General features: G+C 58.0%; 19 protein-coding genes. 5 read left to right on the forward strand and 14 right to left on the reverse strand.

Annotated elements, in window-relative coordinates; genetic code table 11:
* Nucleotides 1-63 precede the first annotated feature (63 nt).
* From NIM86_RS13640 to NIM86_RS13675, 8 genes are all read right to left on the reverse strand, one after another.
* Complete coding sequence (locus NIM86_RS13640) at nt 64-1,089, reverse strand: DUF475 domain-containing protein (protein ID WP_253382921.1); 1,026 nt, start codon at nt 1,087-1,089, stop codon at nt 64-66.
* Nucleotides 1,086-2,015: a PfkB family carbohydrate kinase gene (locus NIM86_RS13645; protein WP_253382923.1), complete on the reverse strand. Its 930-nt coding sequence runs from the start codon at nt 2,013-2,015 to the stop codon at nt 1,086-1,088. Before NIM86_RS13645 ends, NIM86_RS13640 begins: the two co-directional genes overlap by 4 nt.
* 41 nt (nt 2,016-2,056) lie before the next feature.
* The gene (locus NIM86_RS13650; RefSeq protein WP_253382924.1) at nt 2,057-3,112 is read right to left on the reverse strand and encodes an ABC transporter ATP-binding protein; all 1,056 of its coding nucleotides are present in this window, start codon (nt 3,110-3,112) and stop codon (nt 2,057-2,059) included.
* Nucleotides 3,109-4,326, reverse strand: coding sequence for an ADP-ribosylglycohydrolase family protein (locus NIM86_RS13655; RefSeq protein WP_253382925.1), 1,218 nt, complete (start codon nt 4,324-4,326; stop codon nt 3,109-3,111). Before NIM86_RS13655 ends, NIM86_RS13650 begins: the two co-directional genes overlap by 4 nt.
* Entirely contained in the window at nt 4,323-5,735 is a 1,413-nt protein-coding gene (locus tag NIM86_RS13660) for an extracellular solute-binding protein (RefSeq protein ID WP_253382926.1), read from the reverse strand. The genes NIM86_RS13655 and NIM86_RS13660 overlap by 4 nt, the downstream gene beginning before the upstream one ends.
* Before the next feature lie 43 nt (nt 5,736-5,778).
* Nucleotides 5,779-6,678: a carbohydrate ABC transporter permease gene (locus NIM86_RS13665; RefSeq protein ID WP_253382927.1), complete on the reverse strand. Its 900-nt coding sequence runs from the start codon at nt 6,676-6,678 to the stop codon at nt 5,779-5,781.
* A complete protein-coding gene (locus NIM86_RS13670) occupies nt 6,678-7,526 on the reverse strand; it encodes a sugar ABC transporter permease (RefSeq protein WP_253382928.1) in 849 nt (282 codons plus the stop codon). The genes NIM86_RS13665 and NIM86_RS13670 overlap by 1 nt, the downstream gene beginning before the upstream one ends.
* Before the next feature lie 120 nt (nt 7,527-7,646).
* Complete coding sequence (locus NIM86_RS13675; RefSeq protein WP_253382929.1) at nt 7,647-8,693, reverse strand: LacI family DNA-binding transcriptional regulator; 1,047 nt, start codon at nt 8,691-8,693, stop codon at nt 7,647-7,649.
* 233 nt (nt 8,694-8,926) lie between these two features.
* Here NIM86_RS13675 and NIM86_RS13680 point away from each other — a divergent pair, with 233 nt between their 5' ends.
* Nucleotides 8,927-9,697: a triose-phosphate isomerase gene (locus NIM86_RS13680; RefSeq protein ID WP_253382973.1), complete on the forward strand. Its 771-nt coding sequence runs from the start codon at nt 8,927-8,929 to the stop codon at nt 9,695-9,697.
* 20 nt (nt 9,698-9,717) lie between these two features.
* Here NIM86_RS13680 and NIM86_RS13685 read toward each other — a convergent pair whose 3' ends face one another.
* The 6 genes from NIM86_RS13685 to NIM86_RS13710 form a co-directional block, all read right to left on the reverse strand.
* The gene (locus tag NIM86_RS13685; protein WP_253382930.1) at nt 9,718-10,182 is read right to left on the reverse strand and encodes an RpiB/LacA/LacB family sugar-phosphate isomerase; all 465 of its coding nucleotides are present in this window, start codon (nt 10,180-10,182) and stop codon (nt 9,718-9,720) included.
* 53 nt (nt 10,183-10,235) lie between these two features.
* Nucleotides 10,236-11,102 (reverse strand): DeoR/GlpR family DNA-binding transcription regulator, encoded by an 867-nt coding sequence (locus NIM86_RS13690; protein WP_253382975.1) that lies wholly within the window; start codon nt 11,100-11,102, stop codon nt 10,236-10,238.
* Between the two features lie 81 nt (nt 11,103-11,183).
* Nucleotides 11,184-12,134 (reverse strand): D-ribose ABC transporter substrate-binding protein, encoded by a 951-nt coding sequence (locus NIM86_RS13695; protein ID WP_253382932.1) that lies wholly within the window; start codon nt 12,132-12,134, stop codon nt 11,184-11,186.
* A gap of 63 nt (nt 12,135-12,197) precedes the next feature.
* A complete protein-coding gene (locus NIM86_RS13700) occupies nt 12,198-13,289 on the reverse strand; it encodes an ABC transporter permease (protein ID WP_253382934.1) in 1,092 nt (363 codons plus the stop codon).
* A gap of 19 nt (nt 13,290-13,308) precedes the next feature.
* Entirely contained in the window at nt 13,309-14,841 is a 1,533-nt protein-coding gene (locus NIM86_RS13705) for an ATP-binding cassette domain-containing protein (RefSeq protein WP_253382936.1), read from the reverse strand.
* Nucleotides 14,838-15,494 (reverse strand): DUF2291 family protein, encoded by a 657-nt coding sequence (locus NIM86_RS13710; protein ID WP_253382976.1) that lies wholly within the window; start codon nt 15,492-15,494, stop codon nt 14,838-14,840. The genes NIM86_RS13705 and NIM86_RS13710 overlap by 4 nt, the downstream gene beginning before the upstream one ends.
* A 486-nt stretch (nt 15,495-15,980) precedes the next feature.
* Between NIM86_RS13710 and NIM86_RS13715 the strand changes: the two genes are divergently transcribed.
* The 4 genes from NIM86_RS13715 to NIM86_RS13730 form a co-directional block, all read left to right on the forward strand.
* A complete protein-coding gene (locus tag NIM86_RS13715; RefSeq protein ID WP_253382938.1) occupies nt 15,981-17,633 on the forward strand; it encodes an FGGY family carbohydrate kinase in 1,653 nt (550 codons plus the stop codon).
* A 22-nt stretch (nt 17,634-17,655) separates the two neighbouring features.
* On the forward strand, nt 17,656-19,155 hold the full coding sequence (locus NIM86_RS13720) for a glycerol-3-phosphate dehydrogenase (protein WP_256478508.1): 1,500 nt from the start codon (nt 17,656-17,658) through the stop codon (nt 19,153-19,155).
* 16 nt (nt 19,156-19,171) lie between these two features.
* Complete coding sequence (locus tag NIM86_RS13725) at nt 19,172-20,107, forward strand: sugar phosphate isomerase/epimerase (RefSeq protein ID WP_253382942.1); 936 nt, start codon at nt 19,172-19,174, stop codon at nt 20,105-20,107.
* A gap of 57 nt (nt 20,108-20,164) precedes the next feature.
* On the forward strand, nt 20,165-20,291 hold a 127-nt coding region (locus NIM86_RS13730; protein ID WP_305884465.1), incomplete at its 3' end, for a transaldolase family protein.

Genomic DNA, 20,291 nt, shown 5'->3' on the forward strand with positions numbered 1-20,291 from the left:
GCAGCCCGTTCTCGTTTGTGGCTATGGGTTGTCGTTACAAATTGTACGTCACCCCACTCGCGATCAGCCTGTTTCTCTAAGCGCGAACAAAGAGCTGAGCGTGGCAACGGCGATAAATCCGACGCCAAGCAGCCCCGTGACATATTCGGGAACGCTCATCACCGACTGAAGCAGCATGATCGTTGCGAGCACGAGCACCGAATAGAATGCCCCGTGTTCCAGATAGCAAAGCTGGGACAGGGTTTTACGTTCGACCAGCATGATCGTGCATGAACGGACGTAAAAAGCGCCTACGCCTAGTCCGATTGCGATCACGGCGATATTGTTTGTCAGCGCGAATGCGCCGATGACGCCATCGAAACTGAAAGACGCGTCCAGCACTTCCAGATAGAGAAACGCGCCTAGTCCGCTTCGCGCCGCCACGCTTGCGCGGCTTTCTACCCTGTCGAGAAAGTGACTGAGGGCCTCGACCAGCAGATAAGCGATCAATCCCGCCAGTGCGGCATAGAGAAACTCCAATTCGTGGCCGGCCGCCTGGAAATGGGCGAACGTCAACGCAACGATCAACACGACAGCGATTTCTGCCCCGCGAAAGTTCGAGCATGAGCGCAGGCAGATCTCCGGCCATTTGATCCAGTCTGTCGATTTGTCGCTGTCGATAAAGAAACTGAGCGCGACCATCATCAGATAAGTGCCGCCGAAAGCGGAAATCGATATATGCGAGTCGTGCATGATTTGCGCGTACCGCGCCGGCTCGACGATAGCCAGCCGAGACGCTTCGAATGGACCGATCCCTGCCGCGATCATGACGACTGCGATTGGGAAAACGATTCTCATGCCGAAGACGGCGATCAGAATACCCCAGGTGAGAAACCGCCTTTGCCACTGAGGCGTCATGGCGCTCAGTTTTTTCGCGTTAACGACCGCATTGTCGAAGGAAAGCGATATTTCCAAAACGATCAGCACACCGCCGATTAGCGCGAAGCGCAACGCGCCGCTCATATCGCCCTGTTGCGCCATGCCCAGAGCAGCACAGGCAACAAGGCCCATGATAGTGATGACGATAGCGGTTCCGAAATATCGTGTCATTTAGCGGTCGTAGCGGTCGGAAAAGAATGAGACAGCAGCGCATCGCGCGTCGGCATACCGGATTGCGCGCCCATGCTCAGGCAAGCCATTGCACCGGCCTTGCATGCCAGTTCGGATGCTTCGCGAAGTGACAACCCCTCCGTTAGAAACGCGGCGAGAACACCGCAAAACGTATCGCCCGCGCCGGTCGTGTCGGATGGCTTTATCTGTGGACTTGCGATTGCCAGAAGGTTCTGGTCGGCTTCATAGATCAGCGCGCCTTTCGGCCCCTGTGTCACGACGATCCTTAGCGAAAAACTGGCGGCGATAGACGGCAGATCCTGCTCAAGGATGGACTGAACGTCCTCGCTTTCCTTTTCGTTGACGACAAGCAAATCGATGGCGGACAAAGCCGTTTGCAGCTCCGCGCGAGAAAGCGCCGCTGGCACGGGCGCGAGGTTCAGGATCGCCAGACCGTCCGGCTTGCGCATCTTGAAATTCGAGAGCGCTGCAAAGGTCTCGCCGATTGGAACTTCTCCCTGGCAGAGGAGCGTTTTGGTCTCATCGTGAAAGGACGGGGCGAAATCTTCGGCCGTCAATCTGTCATTCGCGCCGGACAATACAGTGATTGCGTTTTCACCTGACTTGTCGATGGCGATAAGCGCGGTACCTGTCGCCACATCCTTTTGGCTAATACTCGTGGCTGCTACGCCATTCTCTTTAAGGTTGGACAAGGCCAAAGACGCATGATCGTCCTCGCCCATTGCGCAGATAAAGCGGACAGAGAAAGCGCCATTCGCCACGCGTGCCGCCGCGACCGCCTGATTTGCGCCTTTCCCACCGTTAGTTTCCATCAATTTCTGGCCGACAACGGTTTCTCCGGGAAGCGGAATCGAAGGAACGCTGAAGACCTGATCGATATTAATGGAGCCGAAGACTGTAAGCACTGATTGTTTCCTGACGTTTCAAGCCTTCTAGGGTCCAAACCTCACCTTAGCCGACGACCGGTGTCGGCATCGAAGAGGAAAGCCTTCGCGGCGTCGATCCGCATATGGACTGTCTGTCCGACTTCCACATCCATCTGCGCATCGGCCACAATCGTGACTTCATGGCCGCCCGCCATAGCCTGTATTTCCTGACCTTCACCCGTTGGCTCGACCAGAAGCACCTCCGCTTCAAGTCCATCCTCAACGATCAGGATGTGGTGAGGGCGAACGCCGCAGACAACCTTGCAATCATCGGCTGAATCCACCTGAAGATCGGCTGGAAACGCCAGATCGCAATCCAGGTGAACCACCCCATTTCTCACAGTGCCGCCAAAGCGGTTTATCTCTGGGGTGCCGATAAATCCGGCGACGAAAAGATTATCCGGGTTGCCGTAGAGTTCGGTCGGCGTTCCCGCTTGTTCGATCTTGCCATTGTTCATCACCACAATCCGGTCGGCCATGGTCATGGCTTCTGTCTGGTCGTGGGTGACGTAAACCGTCGTTCTGCCAAGACGCTGATGGATCTTACGAATTTCGCCGCGCATTTTATGTCGGAGTTTGGCGTCGAGGTTGGAGAGCGGTTCATCGAAGAGAAACGCTTTGGGGTCGCGCACGATGGCTCGCCCCATCGCGACTCTCTGCCGCTGGCCGCCGGAAAGTTCACGCGGCAGTCTGTCGAGCAGTTCCGATAGACCGAGAATCTCCGCCGCTGCTTTAACCCGCTCGGCGCGCTCTGCCTTTGAAACGCCGGAAAGACGCAGTGCAAAGCTCATATTGTCGGCGACATTCATGTGCGGATAGAGCGCGTAGCTCTGAAAAACCATGGCTATATCGCGCTGCTTGGCCGGCTTGTTGTTCACCCGCTCGCCATTGAGATACAGGTTTCCGGCCGAAACGTCTTCGAGACCGGCAATGATGCGAAGAAGGGTCGATTTGCCGCAGCCGGACGGGCCGACGAGCACAACGAATTCTCCCTCTTCGATCTCCAAGTTGAGATCGCTGAACACAACGGCCGTACCGAACGTCTTGCCCAGATTTTCAATTACGATTTCCTTCATTCCGTATGGTCCATGACAGGTTGCCGCTCGGCGGTCAGTAGCTGGTCGAGCCGTGTTCGGCGCTCTTCGTCGCGCTTCAAATCAGCGTGGATGATCTCGCTCGCACATTCTGCGAACGCGTCGGCAGCGCTTAAAAGGGTTGTCTTGTTGGTCGCGTCGACATGGGTCAGCACCGAATGGTCGAGAACGTCTTCGCCATGCAGGGCGCCAAGGATGGCGCCGGACATGACGCCGATGGAGTCGGTATCGCGACCGGAGTTGATGCAATCCTGGACTGTTTTCTGAAATGCACCTTCGTTGAGCAGGCAGAAGCCCAGTGCAATCGGCAGTTCCTCGATCGAAAGGAGACGGGACGGCTGGTAGGCCGCCGTCGCGACGCCGGACTTTTCCGGCCCGTGCCGCACGTCGTCACCCATCGGCGAGAAGGGCAGAAGCGTTTTATGAAATGCGTCTACAACCTCAAAATAATCCCATTCTTCGCCGCGGTAGCGCTCGGCCACAGCACAGACCTCGGCTATCGCCCTTCTGGTTCCATCCTTCGCTAATTCTGTGGCAGTCGAGACGATATCGCCGATAGTCGCGCCGGGTCTGAAAGCCTCAGCAACGCATGCGGCGAAAACGCCGGCGGCTTCCAGGCCGTAGCTTTGCTGATGCCCCATCATGAAGCCGATCGCTTCCTGATAGGCGGCGGCCGGATCGCACGCGTTGACCACACCAATCGGCGCGGCATACATCGCGGCGCCGCAGTTCACCATGTTGCCGATGCCGCCTTGCCGCGGGTCGCAGGCCGCGAGCTGAAGCCTGTGAAAAATCCATTTTTCTGGATAGAAGAGCCGCTCGATCAGGAGGGTCTCCCTTTCAAGCTCCGGTATCCATCGTGGCTCCCAGGCAATCTTGCGAACGAACGGTCCCGCCATATCCCATGCATCGATATGGCGCTTCAAGTCGCAATAGATTTCCATGAGACACAGCGTCATAAGAGTGTCGTCGGTGATGATCCCGTTGCCGCGTGTGCGACCGTTGCGCAAGACGGCATCCTCGTCGAGGCGATGCCATCTGTGGTGCACGGATTCCACGCGTCCGTAGGTTTCGGCGATTTCAGCCGCCGAAAGCTTTTCAACCGGCCCACCCAAGGCGTCTCCGTAGGCGATGCCGTATAAAAGCGCGCGGACGCGGCCCCTCAGGGCCGCGTTGTTTTCGTGAGAAGCGCTCATTGCAGTTGCTGCTCGGCATATTCGAGGAGGATCGAACCGCCGTCGGCTTTCCAAGCCTCCACATATTCATCCCATCGGTCGAAGGACACTTCACCCGAAACGAAACGATAGGCCCACGCATTGTAATCGTTGTCCGTCGCATCGAGCGCCGCAGCGAAGTCGGCAGGGAAGGCGAACTGATTATCGGGAATGAAATATTCCTGCATGTTCTGCAGATATTTCTCGGCCGCTTCCGGAAGAAGTTTGACTGGCGATTCCCAGTTGGCGGCGACCATGAAGGGGCTCTCCCATGATCCGAGGGCCGGCAACACCTCTATGTTTTCGCCGCTGCCCTTATGATGGATATCCGGCAGGCCGAGACGTTCCATCATCTGGCCCTCTGGACTGGCCATGAAGTCGAGCAACGCTACTACTGCTTCCTTATTCTCCGAGAGTGCGGACATCGCCCAGCCGCGCCCCTCTCTTGAAACGTCCACGGCCTGAAGCCCTTGGCCGCCCGGGCCGGAAGGCGGGTCGAGCAAGGTAAGGCCGGTGTCCGGATAGATGGTGTTCATTTTGGTCTCGTAGACCACCACATTGCCGGCGCGCGATGCGGAGACCACCCCGGCGCGGCCGGTGTAGAACTTGTCTTCCTTGGCTTCCCAGTTGATCGTCACATATTCCGGATCGAGTAGCCCTTCCTCGAAGAGCTCGTGATAGAACATCAGTTTTTCACGTTCCTGATCCGATATCTGGGCGTGAACCCATTTCCCGTTCTCATCCTTGAGCCAGGTCGCATCGATACCGAAGGCCGGATTTAGAAAACCGTCGAGTTCGCCAAGATTGCCGCCGGCTGTGAAGCCGTATGTGTCCTTCTGCCCGTTCCCGTCGAGGTCGCCGTCGCGGATCGCTTCCAGTAGCGCCTTGAACTCTTCGAGGCTCTTTGGAACATCCGTTCCGACTTTTTCGAGCCAATCGGAGCGCATGACCGGCTGCCAGCCCCGGAGGGGATAGACAAACAGAAGATAGGGATAATTTTCCAGCCGCGCCTTGTTGTGCGGATAGAGAGCATCCTTCAGATACTCTGTTTTTTCGATCCAGGGCCGCCAGTCTTCAAGAACACCCTGTGCCGCGATTTTCTCATCACCACCCTGGAAGTAGATCAAATCCGGAATGTCGCCGGACAGCAGCATCACGCCCAGCGCATCGGCGTAGCTGCCGGAAGGCAGATCCACGACCTTTATATCGATGTCATGTCCTTTTTCGGCGAGCGCCTTTTCGATGTTCTCGACATAGGTGGCCTGGTTTTCGTTGGTGCTCAGGAAGTCTTTCAGGACCATCTGAACCTCACCGGAAGCGGCCTGTGCTCCCGACAGCGTGGTGCCGAGCAGCAGGGCTGCGAGAACGGTTATTTTCGGAGTTTTCAGCATCAAGAAATCCTCCCATTGTTTGATGCGTGAACGGATATTCGGCTCATCCTTTCACCGCGCCGGACATCGTGCCCTTGGTGAAGAATTTGAGGACGAACGGGTAAATCAGAACCAGAGGCGCTATCGTCAGCGCGATCATCCCGGCTTTGAGCGCGCGGATGCTGATCTGGCTGGCTTCGGTGTAGTTCGACATGTTGGAGAGGCCGACCATGGACAGTTTGTCGCCCTCGACGACGAACTGACGCAGCACGACCTGGAGGGGCCATTTATTCGGATCGTTGAGGTAGATCATGGCCCGGAAGAATTCGTTCCAGTGCAGAACGAGGTAGAAAAGGCCGATCATCGCGATCGATGAACGCGCGACCGGCACGACAACATGCCAGAGCGTTTGAAAGGGGTTGGCTCCATCGAGTTCGGCGGCCTCGAGGAGTTCGCTCGGCACTTCCTCGAACAGGCGGATCAGGATGATCAGATACCAGGCGAAGACTGCGCGATAGAGGATGACGGACCAGTAGCTGTTGAGCAATCCGAGGTTCTTCATCACGAAGAAGTCTGGCACGATCCCTGGATCGAAGACGATCGTCACGAGAACGAACAGCAGAATGTATTTGCGGCCGGGCAGTCGGGTCTGCGCCAGTGCCCAAGCCATCAGCGTGGTCGCTACGATGTTGATGGCCGTTCCGACAATGGTGATGTAGAGGGCGTTCAGAAGGCCGCGCTGGACGTTCGGATTTTGAATTAGAAGCGACCAGACCTGAAGCGAGAAACCGTCGGGTACAATTTCCAGCCCGCTCATGCCCGGCACGTTCGCCGGCTCGGAAAAAGACACCGCGACCAGGTGCAGGATAGGCTGGATCGTTACGACCACCATCAGGAATAGAGCCGAGAGGATCAGGACATATTCGACCCGCTCGAACGGGGTGGTACGGCTGTTGAAACCCATTACCAGACCCCCTTTCCGGTAAGTTTTTTGGACGCCAAGTGCGCCGTGACGATCAGTGTCATTCCGACCAGACCCTTCAAAAGGCCGGCGGCCGTCGCCAGTTCGAACTGGCCGGTCTGAAGGCCAATGCGATAGACGTAGGTGTCGACGATATCGATCTGGCTGCGGATGACCGGGTTGGACAGGTTGAGGATCTGGTCCAGACCGGTGCTGAAGAAGAGCCCGACATTCAGGATGAAGAGTGTCGCGATGGTGGGCGCAATGCCGGGGATGGTGACGAACCAGATTTTCTGCCAGCGGCCCGCCCCGTCGATCTCGGCAGCCTCGTAAAGTTCCGGATTGATGCCGATGATCGCGGCGAAGTAGAGCAGAGAATCCCAACCCGCGCTTCGCCACATTTCACTGAAGACAACGACCCAGCGGATCGATCCGCTATCCGTCATGAATGGGATTGGTCCGATGCCAACCCATCCCAGCAGTTCGTTGACTGCGCCGTCATTGGGCGACAGCGTTGCGATCGTGAGGCCGCCGATCACCACCCATGAGAGATAGTGCGGAAGATAGATCACCGATTGGACTGTCTTGCGATAGGCTGGTGACCGGACTTCGTTCAGCAGCAATGCGACGATGATCGGCACAGGAAAGATGAAGATCAGCTTCATCGTGCTGATGATTATGGTGTTTTGCAGCACTTGAAGAAACACAGGGGACGAAGCGAGCGTGACAAAGTGCTTGAAGCCAACCCAGATGTTGGGCGGCACGATCCGCAGTTCCTGGAAGGCGATCCGCGCCTCCCAGATCGGCAGGTAATGGTAGGCCAGAAAGTAGAGAATTCCGGGCAGCAACATGACGTAAAAGGGCCACCATCGGCTCCAAAGCCTCTGGGCCCGCTCCGAGAAGGAACTCCGATTGATTTTGGGAACGTTCCCAATTGTATCGCTCAAAGACGATGCCATGTCGCTCCTCGGCTATCCGGTTTTTGCAAGCTTGATGGGCTTGGACAGATCTTTGACGCTGCCGCGCTCGATCAGTTGGCATGGCAGTCGGCGCTTCAATACATCCGGTGTGTCGGACATGACAGCATCGAGCACGGTGATGGCTTCCTCGCCGATCGGTCGGGCCGGCTTTGCCACCGTCGTCAGCGGTGGAACACAGAACTCACCAGCTACGATGCCGTCGAACCCCATGACTGAAACATCCTTCGGGCAATCGAGGCCGGCTTCTCTGGCCTGCAAGATCGCCCCCAGCGCCATCAGGTCGTTAGCTGCAAAGATCGTCAGATGTTCGCCTTTGCGAGCCTTTGCGAGGAAGCGGCCCATCGCTCTTTTGCCGCCTTCGACCGTGTAGTCTCCATCTTCGATCTCGATCTCTGTGGGATCGATGTCACGATCTATGAAATATCGATTGACGGCCGTAACGAATTTCGCGCGTGCGAGCCGGCGCTGCGGGCCTGTTATCAACTTGGGCAAACCATGGCCCCGCTGGCCCAAATAATCGAGTGCGGCATGCACGCCATGCGCGATATCCGAACCGACGCTGGATCTGCCAGGATAGAGGTCGGCCGTTGTGCCGAGCAATACGGCGGGGCACCCCAGATTGGCAAAGTCCAAGGCCTCGGCGTCGTCTCCTATCGCATTGATGAGGAATCCGTCGACCCTTGTCTGGACTAGCGCCTGTAGATGGCTGCGCTCCCGTTCCAGGCTCCAGTCCGAAGAGAAGATCAGCAAAGAACTCTTGATCTTCATCGAAGCGTCCTGCGCGCCACGAACGACCTCGGCCCAGAATGGGTTCGAGATATCCGGCACGACAATGCCAATGAGGCCGCTTCGGCCTGAGCGCATGCTGACGGCGAGGTTATTGCGCTGATAGCCGAGTTCTCCGACTGCGAGCTTTACGGCTTCGATGACCTTGGGGGATACATTGGCGCCACCCGACAGAACGCGTGCGGCAGTGCTCTTGGACACGCCTGCCTGCCGCGCAACGTCGATGATGGTGGGTCTGCGCTTGGCAGCCATGCTCGCTCCTCCTATTGGGAACGTTACCACAATGATTTTTTATTCGTCAACCGATGGTTCTAGTTAGAAGAGATTTTTCGGGTCGAAATAGCGACGAATACCCGTTCCACTTGACAGATAAAATTCTCCTTACTTTATTGATTTTTATAGGCTTTTCTGAAAGAATAAGCGCCTTGATCCACTGTTGCCGAAGAGGTGATTTCCGTATGGCGAAAGACAACATGACGATGGAGATCTCAACGTTCTGGGTCGGCACAAGCTGGAAAATGAACAAGACACTTGTCGAGGCAGAGCACTTCGCCCAAACCTTGAGCACAGCTGAGCCGTTTGCCGGTATCCAGCGCTTCGTCATTCCGCCTTTCACCGCTGTGCGAGAAGTCAAAGCCGCACTGGAGCAGACCGATGTAAAAGTCGGCGCCCAAAATATGCACTGGGCGGATGAGGGTGCATGGACGGGTGAAATTTCTCCTCTCATGCTGAAGGACTGCGGGCTCGACATTGTCGAACTCGGCCATTCGGAGCGTCGCGCCAATTTTGGCGAAACCAATGAGACGGTGGCGCTGAAGGTGGCCGCCGCTGTCCGTCACGGCCTCATACCGCTCATCTGCATCGGCGAAACAGCGGAAGACAAAGAAACGGGTAGGGCGGATCAGGTTCTGGCTGAAGAAGTGACCGCCGCCTTGTCAAAGATCGAAGATAATTATCGTCACGTGCCTGTATTGCTTGCCTATGAGCCTGTCTGGGCGATCGGCGAGAAGGGCGTTCCGGCCAGCCCGGACTATGCCGATGAGCGGCATGCTGCGATCATCGAAGTCGCGCAACACGTATCGGGCCGGCGACTTCCCGTGCTTTATGGTGGATCGGTCAATCCCGAAAACTGTGCGGAGTTGATCGCAAAACCCAATATCGACGGGCTGTTTATCGGCCGGTCCGCCTGGCAGGTCGAAGGTTATCTCGACATTCTGAAACGGTGCGCCACTGCTTTGGATAGTGCGGCCGGCTGATTGCCGGCCGCTTCGCGCTATCAGTTCTTTCCGCGGGACCGGGCATCCAATTCGTCGATGGCGCGCACATTCCCGGCCGATCTTCCGTTCGGATCGAAGTTTCGAGCGAGATACGCTTCGGCGATTGCCTTGGCCAATTCGCTACCGACAACGCGGGCTCCGAGCGTTATCACCTGCGCATTATTGGAAAGCGCCGCCCGCTCGGCGGAGTAGGTGTCATGAGCCTGGGCGGCGCGTATACCCGGTATTTTGTTGGCTGACAGTGCGACACCGATGCCGGTGCCGCAGCATAGAATGGCGCGATCGTAGGTGCCGTCCAATATGCCTTTGCAAACCCGTTCGGAAAGATTGGCGTAAAATTCCTCGCTGTCGGATGGCGGGTTGCTGATTTCCGACACGTCCAGCCCGTCATGGTTTTTCAAGTGTTCTGACAGCAGTTTGGCGAGCGGCGCTCCAGCGCTGTCTCCTGCGATGGCAAGCTTCATCGCGAGTCTCCCAATGTTGATTATCGATACGGTCGGCTGCCTTCCTCTCAGGATCAGGCGGCCGTCTCCGTTTTTGTGTCGTCGCTCCGTGCGACGATCACGTTGATGCCATTGCTGCGCATGCGCTGCAGATGGGTGTCGGATGTGCCGGCATCTGTGATGACCGCATCCATCTCCGACAGAGCGCCAAGGCCGTAAAGTGCGCGGCGCTCGAATTTCGTATGATCAACCAAAAAAACGCTTTTTGCCGACGCGTCGATCATTGCCCGCTTTGTCTCGACGACTTCCGCCGACGGGTGAAAGATCATGTCGTCCGTGACCGCCGCCATTGAGAAAATCACCATATCCGCGCGCAGCCTGGAAATCTGGCTGGTCGTCGCACGTCCCATGAAAGCATTGGCCCAACCGTGGTACTCGCCGCCAAGGGCGATGAGATTGAGGTCGGCAATGTCTTTCACCGCATTCATGAGCCGCAGCGAATTGGTGATGATCGTCAATGGAACCCGCTCTGGCAGGTATTCGACGAGTTGCAGCGCCGAGGTCGAATCATCGATGAAGATCGCCTGGCCCGGTTCGATGAATTCCAGCGCGGCCTGCGCCAACGCCTTCTTCTCTTCGGGCTGGCGGTGCGAACGGTAGAGATCGCTCGATTCGATGAGACTTGTCGGCGCGGCGGAAACGATCCCACGCGTTTTCCTCAGGAGCCCGCGGCTCGCCAGTTCGTCCAGATCGCGATGCACCGTCATGAGGCTGATGCCGAAGCGCTCGGTGAGCTCTTCGATCCGCATCGTGCCTTCCGTCATGACCGTTTCGGCGATCAATTGCCTGCGCGCCAATTGACGGGCCTGGCGCCCGTCGCTCGGCACGTCGGCTGTCATCAGCCGCTCGATGGTCTTTTCATGGGTTTCGTCGACAGACATCGCTAGCGAAATATCACGGGAGAAGAGGGAAGGGAAAGGGCGCATTCGACGCCCTTTCCAAGGTCGATCATACGATGGCGATCACTCGCCCATGGTGAATGGGCCAGTCATCTTGTCGGCATTGTCGGCCGTTATCAGCTTGCAGTTGAACTGCTGCTTCTCGTTTTCCGGCTCCGTGCCATCTGCAATGAAGGCATCGGCCTGACGGACAGCTTCGGCGGCGAATTCAGCCACGGGCTGCAATACAGAATAGGACATCTCGCCCGACTTCACCGAATCCACCGCGTCGGGATTGCCGTCGAAGCCGCCGATGATGGTGCCTTCCAGCTTGTTGGCTTCCTTCAGTGCGGCAATCGCACCAAGAGCCATCTCGTCATTGCCGGAGATAACAAACTTGACGTCCGGGTTGGCCTGTAGGATCGACTGCATTTTGTTGTAACCCTGCGTGCGATCCCAATTGGCCGTTTCCTGCGCGACCTTTTTGAGATCCGGATACTGGCTCAGCACGGTTTCGTAGCCGTTGGAGCGGGTAGCAGCGTTGTTGTCGGCCGGATTGCCGAAGAATTCGACATAGTTGCCGCCATCGCCAACCAGTTCGACCCATTTAATCGCGCCGTCTGCAGCGCACTGGGCGTTGTTGGAAACGAGCTGCGCCTTGGCCAGCCCGCTTTCATTGATCTCGGCGTTGATCAGAAAGACCGGGATATTAGCCTCGACCGCTTTCTTGACCGCACCGACTGAGCCATCTGCATTGGCCGGGTCCAGGAGGATCGCCTTGGACTGGTTGGTGATGGCGGTATCGATCAGCTGGCTTTCCACATTGGTGTCGCCCTTGTGAGCGGCAACAGTTGCCTCGTAGCCCATATCCTTGGCGGTCGCGGCAGCGACATCGCCTTCGGTCTTCCAGTACGGATTGGCCGGGTCGTTGACGATGATCGTCATCAGGCCCTTGTCCTGAGCGATTGCAGGGCCGGCCATGAAGGCGGCGGATGCCAGAGCGGCAAGTGTCAGTCTGCGTGTAAGCTTGATCATGATTTCCTCCTCTGATCATTGGCGCCGGCGGACCGGCGGTCTTTCCGAAAATCCAGTCCGTATTCAGCTCGGCTTTGAAGGTTTCGGAGAAGGCGGTGTTCCCGACCCCGCGGAGCGCCGGCGGCGCCCGCTGTATTGGACCGAGTTAAGAAGAACGGCGGCGACAATGACCGCGCCGGTGAAGACCGTCTGCCAGTAGGTCGACACGCCGATGATCACGAGGCCATCGGCGAGAAAGCCAATAACGAACGCTCCCAGAAGCGTGCCACCAATCGTTCCGCGGCCGCCCGATAGCGCGGCGCCGCCGACAACGACGGCTGCAATTGCCGTCAGCTCATAGGTCGTGCCGGCAGTCGGTCCGGCCGAGGTAAGCTGAGACGAGAGCACCAGGCCGGCAATCGCGGCACAGATCCCCGATAGCGTGTACACCATGACGGTCGTGAACTTGACCGGTACGCCCGACAGATCGGCGGCGCGGGCGTTGCCACCCGTTGCGTACACCCATCGGCCGAATGGCGTGCGTGTCAGTAACAGAGCAGCGAGAATGGCGACGACCGCCAAAACGATGACACCTATCGGCACCCCGAAAAGACGGTTGAAGCCGAGCCAGTCGAACCCGGTATTGCCAAGCGCAGGATCGCCGGAAAGATTATTGTAAGTCAGCCCGTTGGTCATCAGAAGCGCGATCCCGCGGGCCACATAGAGCGTGCCGAGCGTGGCGACGAATGCCGGTACCCGAAAGATTGCGATAAGCACGCCGTTCAGCGCGCCGATGGCTGCCCCGACAAGGCAGGTCAGCAGAACGACAACCCAGACCGGTGGATAGAGAATGACCCCTGCCGCCTCGGCCGTGAGTCCCTGCATCATCGCGCCGGCGCAGACACCCGCCAGCGCCAGGATCGACCCGACGGAAAGATCGATACCGCCTGTCAGAATGACAAGAAGCATGCCGATCGCCAACAGACCGAAAATGGCGACATGGCTCGACATGATCAGGAAGTTGTTGAGCGAGAAGTAGAACGGCGACAGCGCCGAAAAGACGATAATGATCGCGATCAGGGCGAAGAAGGCCCGCCCTTCCAATAATAGTCGGACGATATCGAAATCGCCGCCGAACATAGGCGTCTTGTGTTCTTTACCTTCGGAATCGGTCATGGTCTGACTTTTGCTCATTTTAATCGATCGCCTCGCCGGATGCGGCCATGATTTGCGCCTTGGTGACGTCCGGTCCGAACTCCGCCGCGATGCGCCCGCGCCGCATGACGACGATGCGATGCGCGACGGACAGGCATTCCCCAACCTCTGATGTTGAATAGATGACGCCGACACCGCCGCTGGCGCGCTCGGCCAGAAGTTTGAACACTTCGGCCTTGGCGCCGATATCGATGCCCCGCGACGGCTCATCCAAGAGAACGACCTTCGGATGGGTTGCCATCATTTTCCCGATGACGACTTTCTGCTGGTTGCCGCCCGACAGCGACCCGATTGGCGCCGATCCACCGGATGTTTTGATGTGAACGCGGTCGATGGATTCGTCGATCACCTCGTTTTCCAGCTTGGGAGAGGTGAACAGCGCCCGCGTAAACGCACCGATAGAAGCGAGGGACAGATTTTGTCCGACGCTCATTGTCTGCACCAGCCCGTCGCGCTGCCGGTCTTCCGGTATGAGGACGAGACCACGGCGAATGCGCTCGGCAATGCCGAGATGCGAAATATCCTCGCCATCGAGGACGACTCGGCCGCCGGTCAGATTGAGGCGTCCAGCAACGGCTTCCAGCAATTCCGTGCGTCCCGCACCCATCAATCCGTATATGCAGACGATCTCGCCTGAGCGTACCTCCAGCGAGAGATCACGGACGAGATCGACGCCGGACGCATCGGGCACCGATACACTGTCGATGGAAAGCGCCACATCGCCGAATTGGGCTTCGGGCGGCGATCCGAGATCGAAGTTCTCGCCCACCATGTTGCGGACGATCCATTCCAGATCGATATCCTCGCGCCTGGCGTAGGCGGTCATGACGCCGTCTCTCAGCACGACCGCGTGATCGGTAATCTGCAGCGCTTCTTCCAGATGGTGCGAGATGTAGACGATGGATACGCCGCGCGCCTTCAAATCCCGGATGACCTTGAAGAGCACCTCCACTTCGGCTGCCGAGAGGGCCGATGTGGGCTCGTCCATAATGAGGATCCGAGAATTGATGGAAAGCGCACGCGCTATCTCGACGATCTGTTGCTGGCCAAGCCGCAATTCCTCGACCGGCGTCAACGGATCGATATCTTCTTCGAGCTCTTCCATAAGAAGCTGCGTCTGGCGCGCCTCCTCGGCATAATCGACACTGCCGGTCCGTGTGGTCAGCTCGCGACCCATGAAGACGTTGTCACGAACGGAAAGGTTCGGGGCCAGGCTCAGCTCCTGGTGAATGATGGATATGCCGTGCTCGCGGGCCTCGATCGTGTCACTAAACTCGATGGGCGCGCCATCGAGGGTGATATCGCCAGAGGACGGCGCCAATACCCCCGACAGAATTTTCATGAGGGTGGATTTTCCGGCGCCGTTCTCGCCGAACAGCGTGGTGACCTGACCTCGGTGAATCTTGAAATTGACGCCTTTCAACGCATGCACGCTACCGAAAGACTTGGCGATATTGCGCGCGGCCAGCACGACCTCGCCGGAATCGTCCTGGTGGGCGGCTGCGATACTCACTGGACGCTCAACCTGACCGGCGTGACGAGCCAGTTCTTTGGGTTGATCATGCGAAAAACACCGACGACCGAGATGGTTCGTCCGGCGAGGCTTTCGCGGTCCAGATCGTTCAGGACTTCCGCTTTCATGGCATTGTTGATGCCCGAACCGGCGTTCTGGTATTCGATCTGGTTGGTGAAGTCGCCAAAGCCGATATCGCCGGGAAAATCCCGTAACTCGGTGCCATTGACGGCTGGACCGGTCTGGACTCGGATCGAGACCTCGTCCGGAAGCTCGTCGACCGCAATATTGAACGTTCCCGAGCGGCCTTCGCCTACAGTGCCCGTGAACTTGACAGGAAAGATTGGCGCGATGCCGCCCGGCGTGCCGTATTTCTCAGCCGCTGCGGCCTTGTCTTCGAGGGCGGCTGGCGCGAGTTCGGTGGCTTCGACAGCGCGGCTCTCGATGAGCGATTGAATACGCGGAAACTGTTCCTGCCCGAAACTTTCGGGAGAGAACGCTGCGGTCCTCGTGTCCTGTTCCGATCCAATTCTGACGACATGGGTATCGAGCACCATGGCGCTGAGAAGGGCAATCACTGCCCCGACGCCGATCAGAGCGCCTGGCGAAACAGGTCCATTGCGCCGAGCGCTTTTCCTTGCCGCTGCCGCCATCTCAAATCGCTCCCAACCCAGGCCGATCGACGAAATGCGGGCATCGTGAAAATGCAGTTTCAAATGCAAGAGCTGGCTCTGACGACCATTGCTCGGATCGCATGAAATCCTCCCAGATGCTGCGCCGGCTCCTCCCGGTGCGTCAATCGATAGCGGTTGTTATTTATGTGTTATCGATGCCTAGAAAGATGTTATATCTATCGATCAGTGTCAACAGTTTTCTGAACGGCGCTCCTGCTCGACCGAAATACGGTATTAAACGGCGGTTTCTAAGGGCCTGAAGATCTCCGGCCATCGCTCCGGTACCCGTCCCGTCAGATCACGACTTATAATTATAACACTTTTCACGTGATATAGTTGACAGCTTTATATCATAATGGGATGATCCGCGCTCTGAGCCGGCATTGTCTGGCATTGGGAGGAGCATGACGTGTCGCGAGGCGCAACAAGCCATAGGATCGCTTTGCCCGGGCCGGAAACGCGGTTGTGAGTGGCGAATATCTCATTATCGGCGTCGATGCCGGGACGTCGGTCATCAAGGCCGTTGCGTTCGATCTAACCGGTCGGCAGCTCGACAGTGCCGCTGTCCTCAACCGCTATGAAACCACTCCCGACGGAGCTGCGACACAATCACTTTCTCAGACATGGAGTGATTGCGTCGCCGCTTTGAAGGCACTTGGCGAAAAGGTCCCCCGACTGTCCACACGCGTAGCTGCGATTGCGGTGACAGGCCAAGGCGATGGTACATGGCTGATCGACCGGGCGAACGAGCCCGTAACCGACGCCTGGCTGTGGCTGGATGCGCGCGCTGCGCCCACGGTCCGCCGTCTGGCCTCCGGGCCGTTGGAGCAACAGAGGTTCGAGGCGACGGGGACAGGCCTCAATACCTGTCAGCAGGGCGCTCAGATCGCGCATATGGTTCAGACGGCGCCGGAGATTGTGGAAGGCGCGGACTGCGTCCTGCATTGCAAGGATTGGCTCTATCTTCGCCTTACCGGTGAACGTGCGACCGATCCGTCTGAGGCCAGCTTCACATTTGGCGACTTCCGGAGCCGGGATTACGACAGCACGGTTCTGGAAGCGCTCGGCCTAACCGGTTATCGCAACCTGCTGCCGCCGATTGTCGATGGAACGAAGACGACCCATCCCCTATGCGAGGATGCGGCTATGCAGACCGGGCTGCCCGCCGGTACGCCCGTCTGTCTCGGCTATGTCGATATGGTGATGACCGGCCTTGGCGCAGGTGTCTATACGGGCGAAGCCGGGGTGGCCGCATCGACGGTCGGTTCGACGGGCGTTCACATGCGCGCCATGCCGCAGGATCGGATCGTCCTAAATGACGAGGGAACGGGCTACGTCATTGTGCTGCCATGCGACGGTATCGCGACGCAGGTGCAGACCAACATGGCCGCGACGCTGAATATCGATTGGGTTCTGCGTCTTGCAACCGATGTTCTCGGCGAATACGGACAGGAGGTTCCGTTAAAGGATCTCATCGGGAAGATCGATGGGTGGATGGCGCAGAGCCGTCCCGGCACCTTGCTGTACAATCCCTACATCTCCGATGCGGGCGAGCGTGGACCGTTCATCGACGCCAATGCCCGCGCCGGCTTTATCGGTCTTTCGATCGGGCACCGATATCCCGATCTTGTGCGTGCTGTTATCGAGGGCATCGGAATGGCGGCGCGCGATTGCTACGCGACAATGGGCGATATGCCGGATGAGATACGTCTGACAGGGGGCGCGGCGCGGTCGAATTCGCTTCGGCAAATCCTGTCGGCCTGCACGGGGGCGCGTGTTCGCGTCAGTGAGCGAGAAGAGGCCGGCGCGGCTGGCGCGGCAATGATGGCTGCCGTGGCTATCGGTGCCTATGACACGATGGAGGATTGCATCGCCGATTGGGTGACGCCATTGCTGGGCGCCGCCGAAGCGCCTGATGACGTCCTGTCGTCGATCTACGAGCGGCTTTTTCCGGAATACAAATCGGCGCGGCAAAAACTGGGCGGCGTCTGGCAGGGCCTGAGCGAGCATCGCATGGCGCCGCCAAACGACAAATCCGGCCATGACGGTATTCGTCCCGACGTGGCGGCGCTGACTACCGGTGTCGGGCCAAAGAGCGAGGAGCAGAAGAGTGACTGATGCGAGCCAGGATCAGGAGCAACTGGTCGACCTCTTTGTCATCGGCGGAGGGATAAACGGCACGGGCATCGCTCGCGATGCAGCCGGTCGCGGTCTTTCGGTCGCGCTTTGTGAAAAGGACGATCTGGCTCAAGGAACGTCATCCCGTTCGGGCAAGCTGGTCCATGGCGGGTTGCGATATCTGGAATATTACGAGTTTCGGCTCGTTCGCGAGGCGCTCATCGAACGCGAAGTGCTGTTGAAGGCCGCACCCCATATCATCTGGCCGTTACGGTTTGTCCTGCCGCACAATCCCGAGGACAGACCGGCCTGGCTCGTTCGGCTCGGTCTCTTCCTCTACGACCATCTCGGTGGGCGGAAGAAATTACCTGGCACGCGGACGCTGGACCTGACCCGCGACCCGGAGGGTGCACCCGTTCTCGACAAATACACCAAGGGCTTCGAATATTCCGACTGCTGGGTCGACGATGCCCGCATGGTTGTCCTCAATGCCGTGGGCGCGGCGGAAGAAGGCGCGGCGATTTACCCTCGGCATGCCTGCACTCGTATCGCCCGCGCCGATGGTTACTGGCAGATTGAGATAACCGACTGCGAGACCGGGCAGAACGTCTCGCTCAGAGCAAAAGCGATAGCCAATGCAGCAGGGCCCTGGGTCTCCGATGTTATCGGCCAAGTTGCCGGGCTGAACAGCGCCAGAAATGTGCGCCTCGTCAAAGGTAGCCATATCGTCGTGCCGAAATTCTGGGATGGGCCGCACTCCTATCTGGTGCAGCACAATGACAAGCGTGTGATTTTTCTGAACTCATACGGGAAGGATATGGCGCTGATCGGCACGACCGATATTCCCTATGAAGGCGATGCCGACACCGTCTCCGCTTCCGAAGAGGAAATCGATTATTTGATCGCCGCGGTAAACCGGTACTTCAAACAGAAGCTTCGCCGGTCGGATGTCCTGACGACCTTTTCAGGCGTCCGCGCCCTGTTCGACGATGGCGAGGGCAATCCATCCGCCGTGACGCGCGATTACGAGTTCGATCTCGACGATCAGGATGGTCTGCCGCTGCTTAATGTCTTCGGTGGCAAGATCACGACCTTTCGGAAACTTTCCGAGCATGCGCTGGAACGCCTGCAACCGTATTTCCCGAAAATGGGGCGGAGTTGGACGGCCAATGCACCGCTGCCGGGCGGCGATATGGCCGGCGCCGACTTCCAGAGCTTTGTCGAGCGGCTTCGCAACGATTATCCTTGGCTGCCACGCGATTTGCTGCTGCATTACGCCCGCCTTTACGGGACACGCGCGGAAATGATTGTTGGCGATGCGCAATCCATCGACAGTCTCGGCCGACACTTCGGCGGACAACTTTTCGAAGCGGAGGTCCGCTATCTAAGAAAATATGAATGGGCGGCGACGGCAGAGGATGTCTTGTTTCGCCGCACCAAACAGCATCTCGCTCTGACCGGCGCCGAAAAAGAGGCGTTTTGTGAATGGTTCGATGCACAGAGGGAGGCCGAAGCGGCCTAGTTCGCCGGTACAGGAAATGACGCTTACGCTTTCGCTGAATACCAATCCGCTAGTAAACCGATTTGCGGAGCCGGACGATCTGATCGATACGGTCGCGCGCGATCTCAAAATTCGCGACTTGCAACTGACGCATGAATTCATCAATCCAAGCTGGCCGGCCCCTTTGATCCGTAGCATGACGCGACAGATGGACGCAGCGCTTCGGCGCACCGGTGTGCGGGTAACGTCCGGTATGACGGGGCCTTATGGTCGCCTGAACCATTTTGGTCATCCCGATGCCGGCGTTCGTCGCTACTACACCAACTGGTTCAAGACCTTCGCCGATATCATTGGCGATCTGGGCGGTGAGGGTATCGGCACCCAATTCGCGATTTTTACCTATAAGGACTTCGATGATCCGGTGCGCCGTGAGGATTTGACGAAGATCGCCATCGATTGCTGGGCCGAAGTCGCCGCGCACGCGAAGTCTGCAGGTCTAACCTATGTGTTCTGGGAGCCGATGAGCGTCGGCCGTGAGTTCGGTCCGACGATTGCCGAAACAATGGCATTGCAGGAACGTCTGAGCGCGGCCGACATGGCCATACCGATGTGGATGATGGCCGATATCGACCATGGAGACGTCACGTCCTCCAATCCGGACGATACCGACCCTTATGCCTGGGCTCGGGCGGTTCCTCCGGTTTCACCGATCATCCATATCAAGCAGAGCACGATGGACAAAAGCGGCCATCGCCCCTTCACCGCCGCGCATAATGCCAATGGCCGGATTCAGCCCAAAGCATTGTTGGAGGCTTTTGCCGATGGCGGCGCGAAGGATAATGAAATCTGCCTGGAGCTGTCGTTCAAGGAACGCGAGCCCCACGACCGGCAGGTTGTTGAACAGATCGCCGAAAGTATTGCTTTTTGGGCGCCTCATATAGATACGGGCGCGGCAGATCTGAAGACGTTTTGATCGATGGATATGTCAGCCTGTCTGCCGACTGGCCAAAAACCCTGAAAGAGGACAATCATGAAATTTTTTGTCGATACCGCCGATGTGGACGAGATCCGGACGCTGAACGATCTGGGCATGCTGGACGGGGTGACGACCAATCCCTCGCTGATTGCCAAGGCGGGCCGCGACATCAAGGAGGTGA

This window comes from Notoacmeibacter sp. MSK16QG-6, assembly GCF_024158145.1.
Lineage (GTDB): Bacteria > Pseudomonadota > Alphaproteobacteria > Rhizobiales > Rhizobiaceae > Notoacmeibacter.

Bases quoted from the DNA above. Each gene is read 5' to 3' on its own strand.
- NIM86_RS13640 (WP_253382921.1), bottom strand. From the start codon at position 1,089: ATGACACGATATTTCGGAACCGCTATCGTCATCACTATCATGGGCCTT.
- NIM86_RS13650 (WP_253382924.1), bottom strand. From the start codon at position 3,112: ATGAAGGAAATCGTAATTGAAAATCTGGGCAAGACGTTCGGTACGGCC.
- NIM86_RS13655 (WP_253382925.1), bottom strand. From the start codon at position 4,326: ATGAGCGCTTCTCACGAAAACAACGCGGCCCTGAGGGGCCGCGTCCGC.
- NIM86_RS13660 (WP_253382926.1), bottom strand. From the start codon at position 5,735: ATGCTGAAAACTCCGAAAATAACCGTTCTCGCAGCCCTGCTGCTCGGC.
- NIM86_RS13665 (WP_253382927.1), bottom strand. From the start codon at position 6,678: ATGGGTTTCAACAGCCGTACCACCCCGTTCGAGCGGGTCGAATATGTC.
- NIM86_RS13670 (WP_253382928.1), bottom strand. From the start codon at position 7,526: ATGTTGCTGCCCGGAATTCTCTACTTTCTGGCCTACCATTACCTGCCG.
- NIM86_RS13675 (WP_253382929.1), bottom strand. From the start codon at position 8,693: ATGGCTGCCAAGCGCAGACCCACCATCATCGACGTTGCGCGGCAGGCA.
- NIM86_RS13685 (WP_253382930.1), bottom strand. From the start codon at position 10,182: ATGAAGCTTGCCATCGCAGGAGACAGCGCTGGAGCGCCGCTCGCCAAA.
- NIM86_RS13690 (WP_253382975.1), bottom strand. From the start codon at position 11,102: ATGTCTGTCGACGAAACCCATGAAAAGACCATCGAGCGGCTGATGACA.
- NIM86_RS13695 (WP_253382932.1), bottom strand. From the start codon at position 12,134: ATGATCAAGCTTACACGCAGACTGACACTTGCCGCTCTGGCATCCGCC.
- NIM86_RS13700 (WP_253382934.1), bottom strand. From the start codon at position 13,289: ATGACCGATTCCGAAGGTAAAGAACACAAGACGCCTATGTTCGGCGGC.
- NIM86_RS13710 (WP_253382976.1), bottom strand. From the start codon at position 15,494: ATGGCGGCAGCGGCAAGGAAAAGCGCTCGGCGCAATGGACCTGTTTCG.
- NIM86_RS13725 (WP_253382942.1), top strand. From the start codon at position 19,172: ATGACGCTTACGCTTTCGCTGAATACCAATCCGCTAGTAAACCGATTT.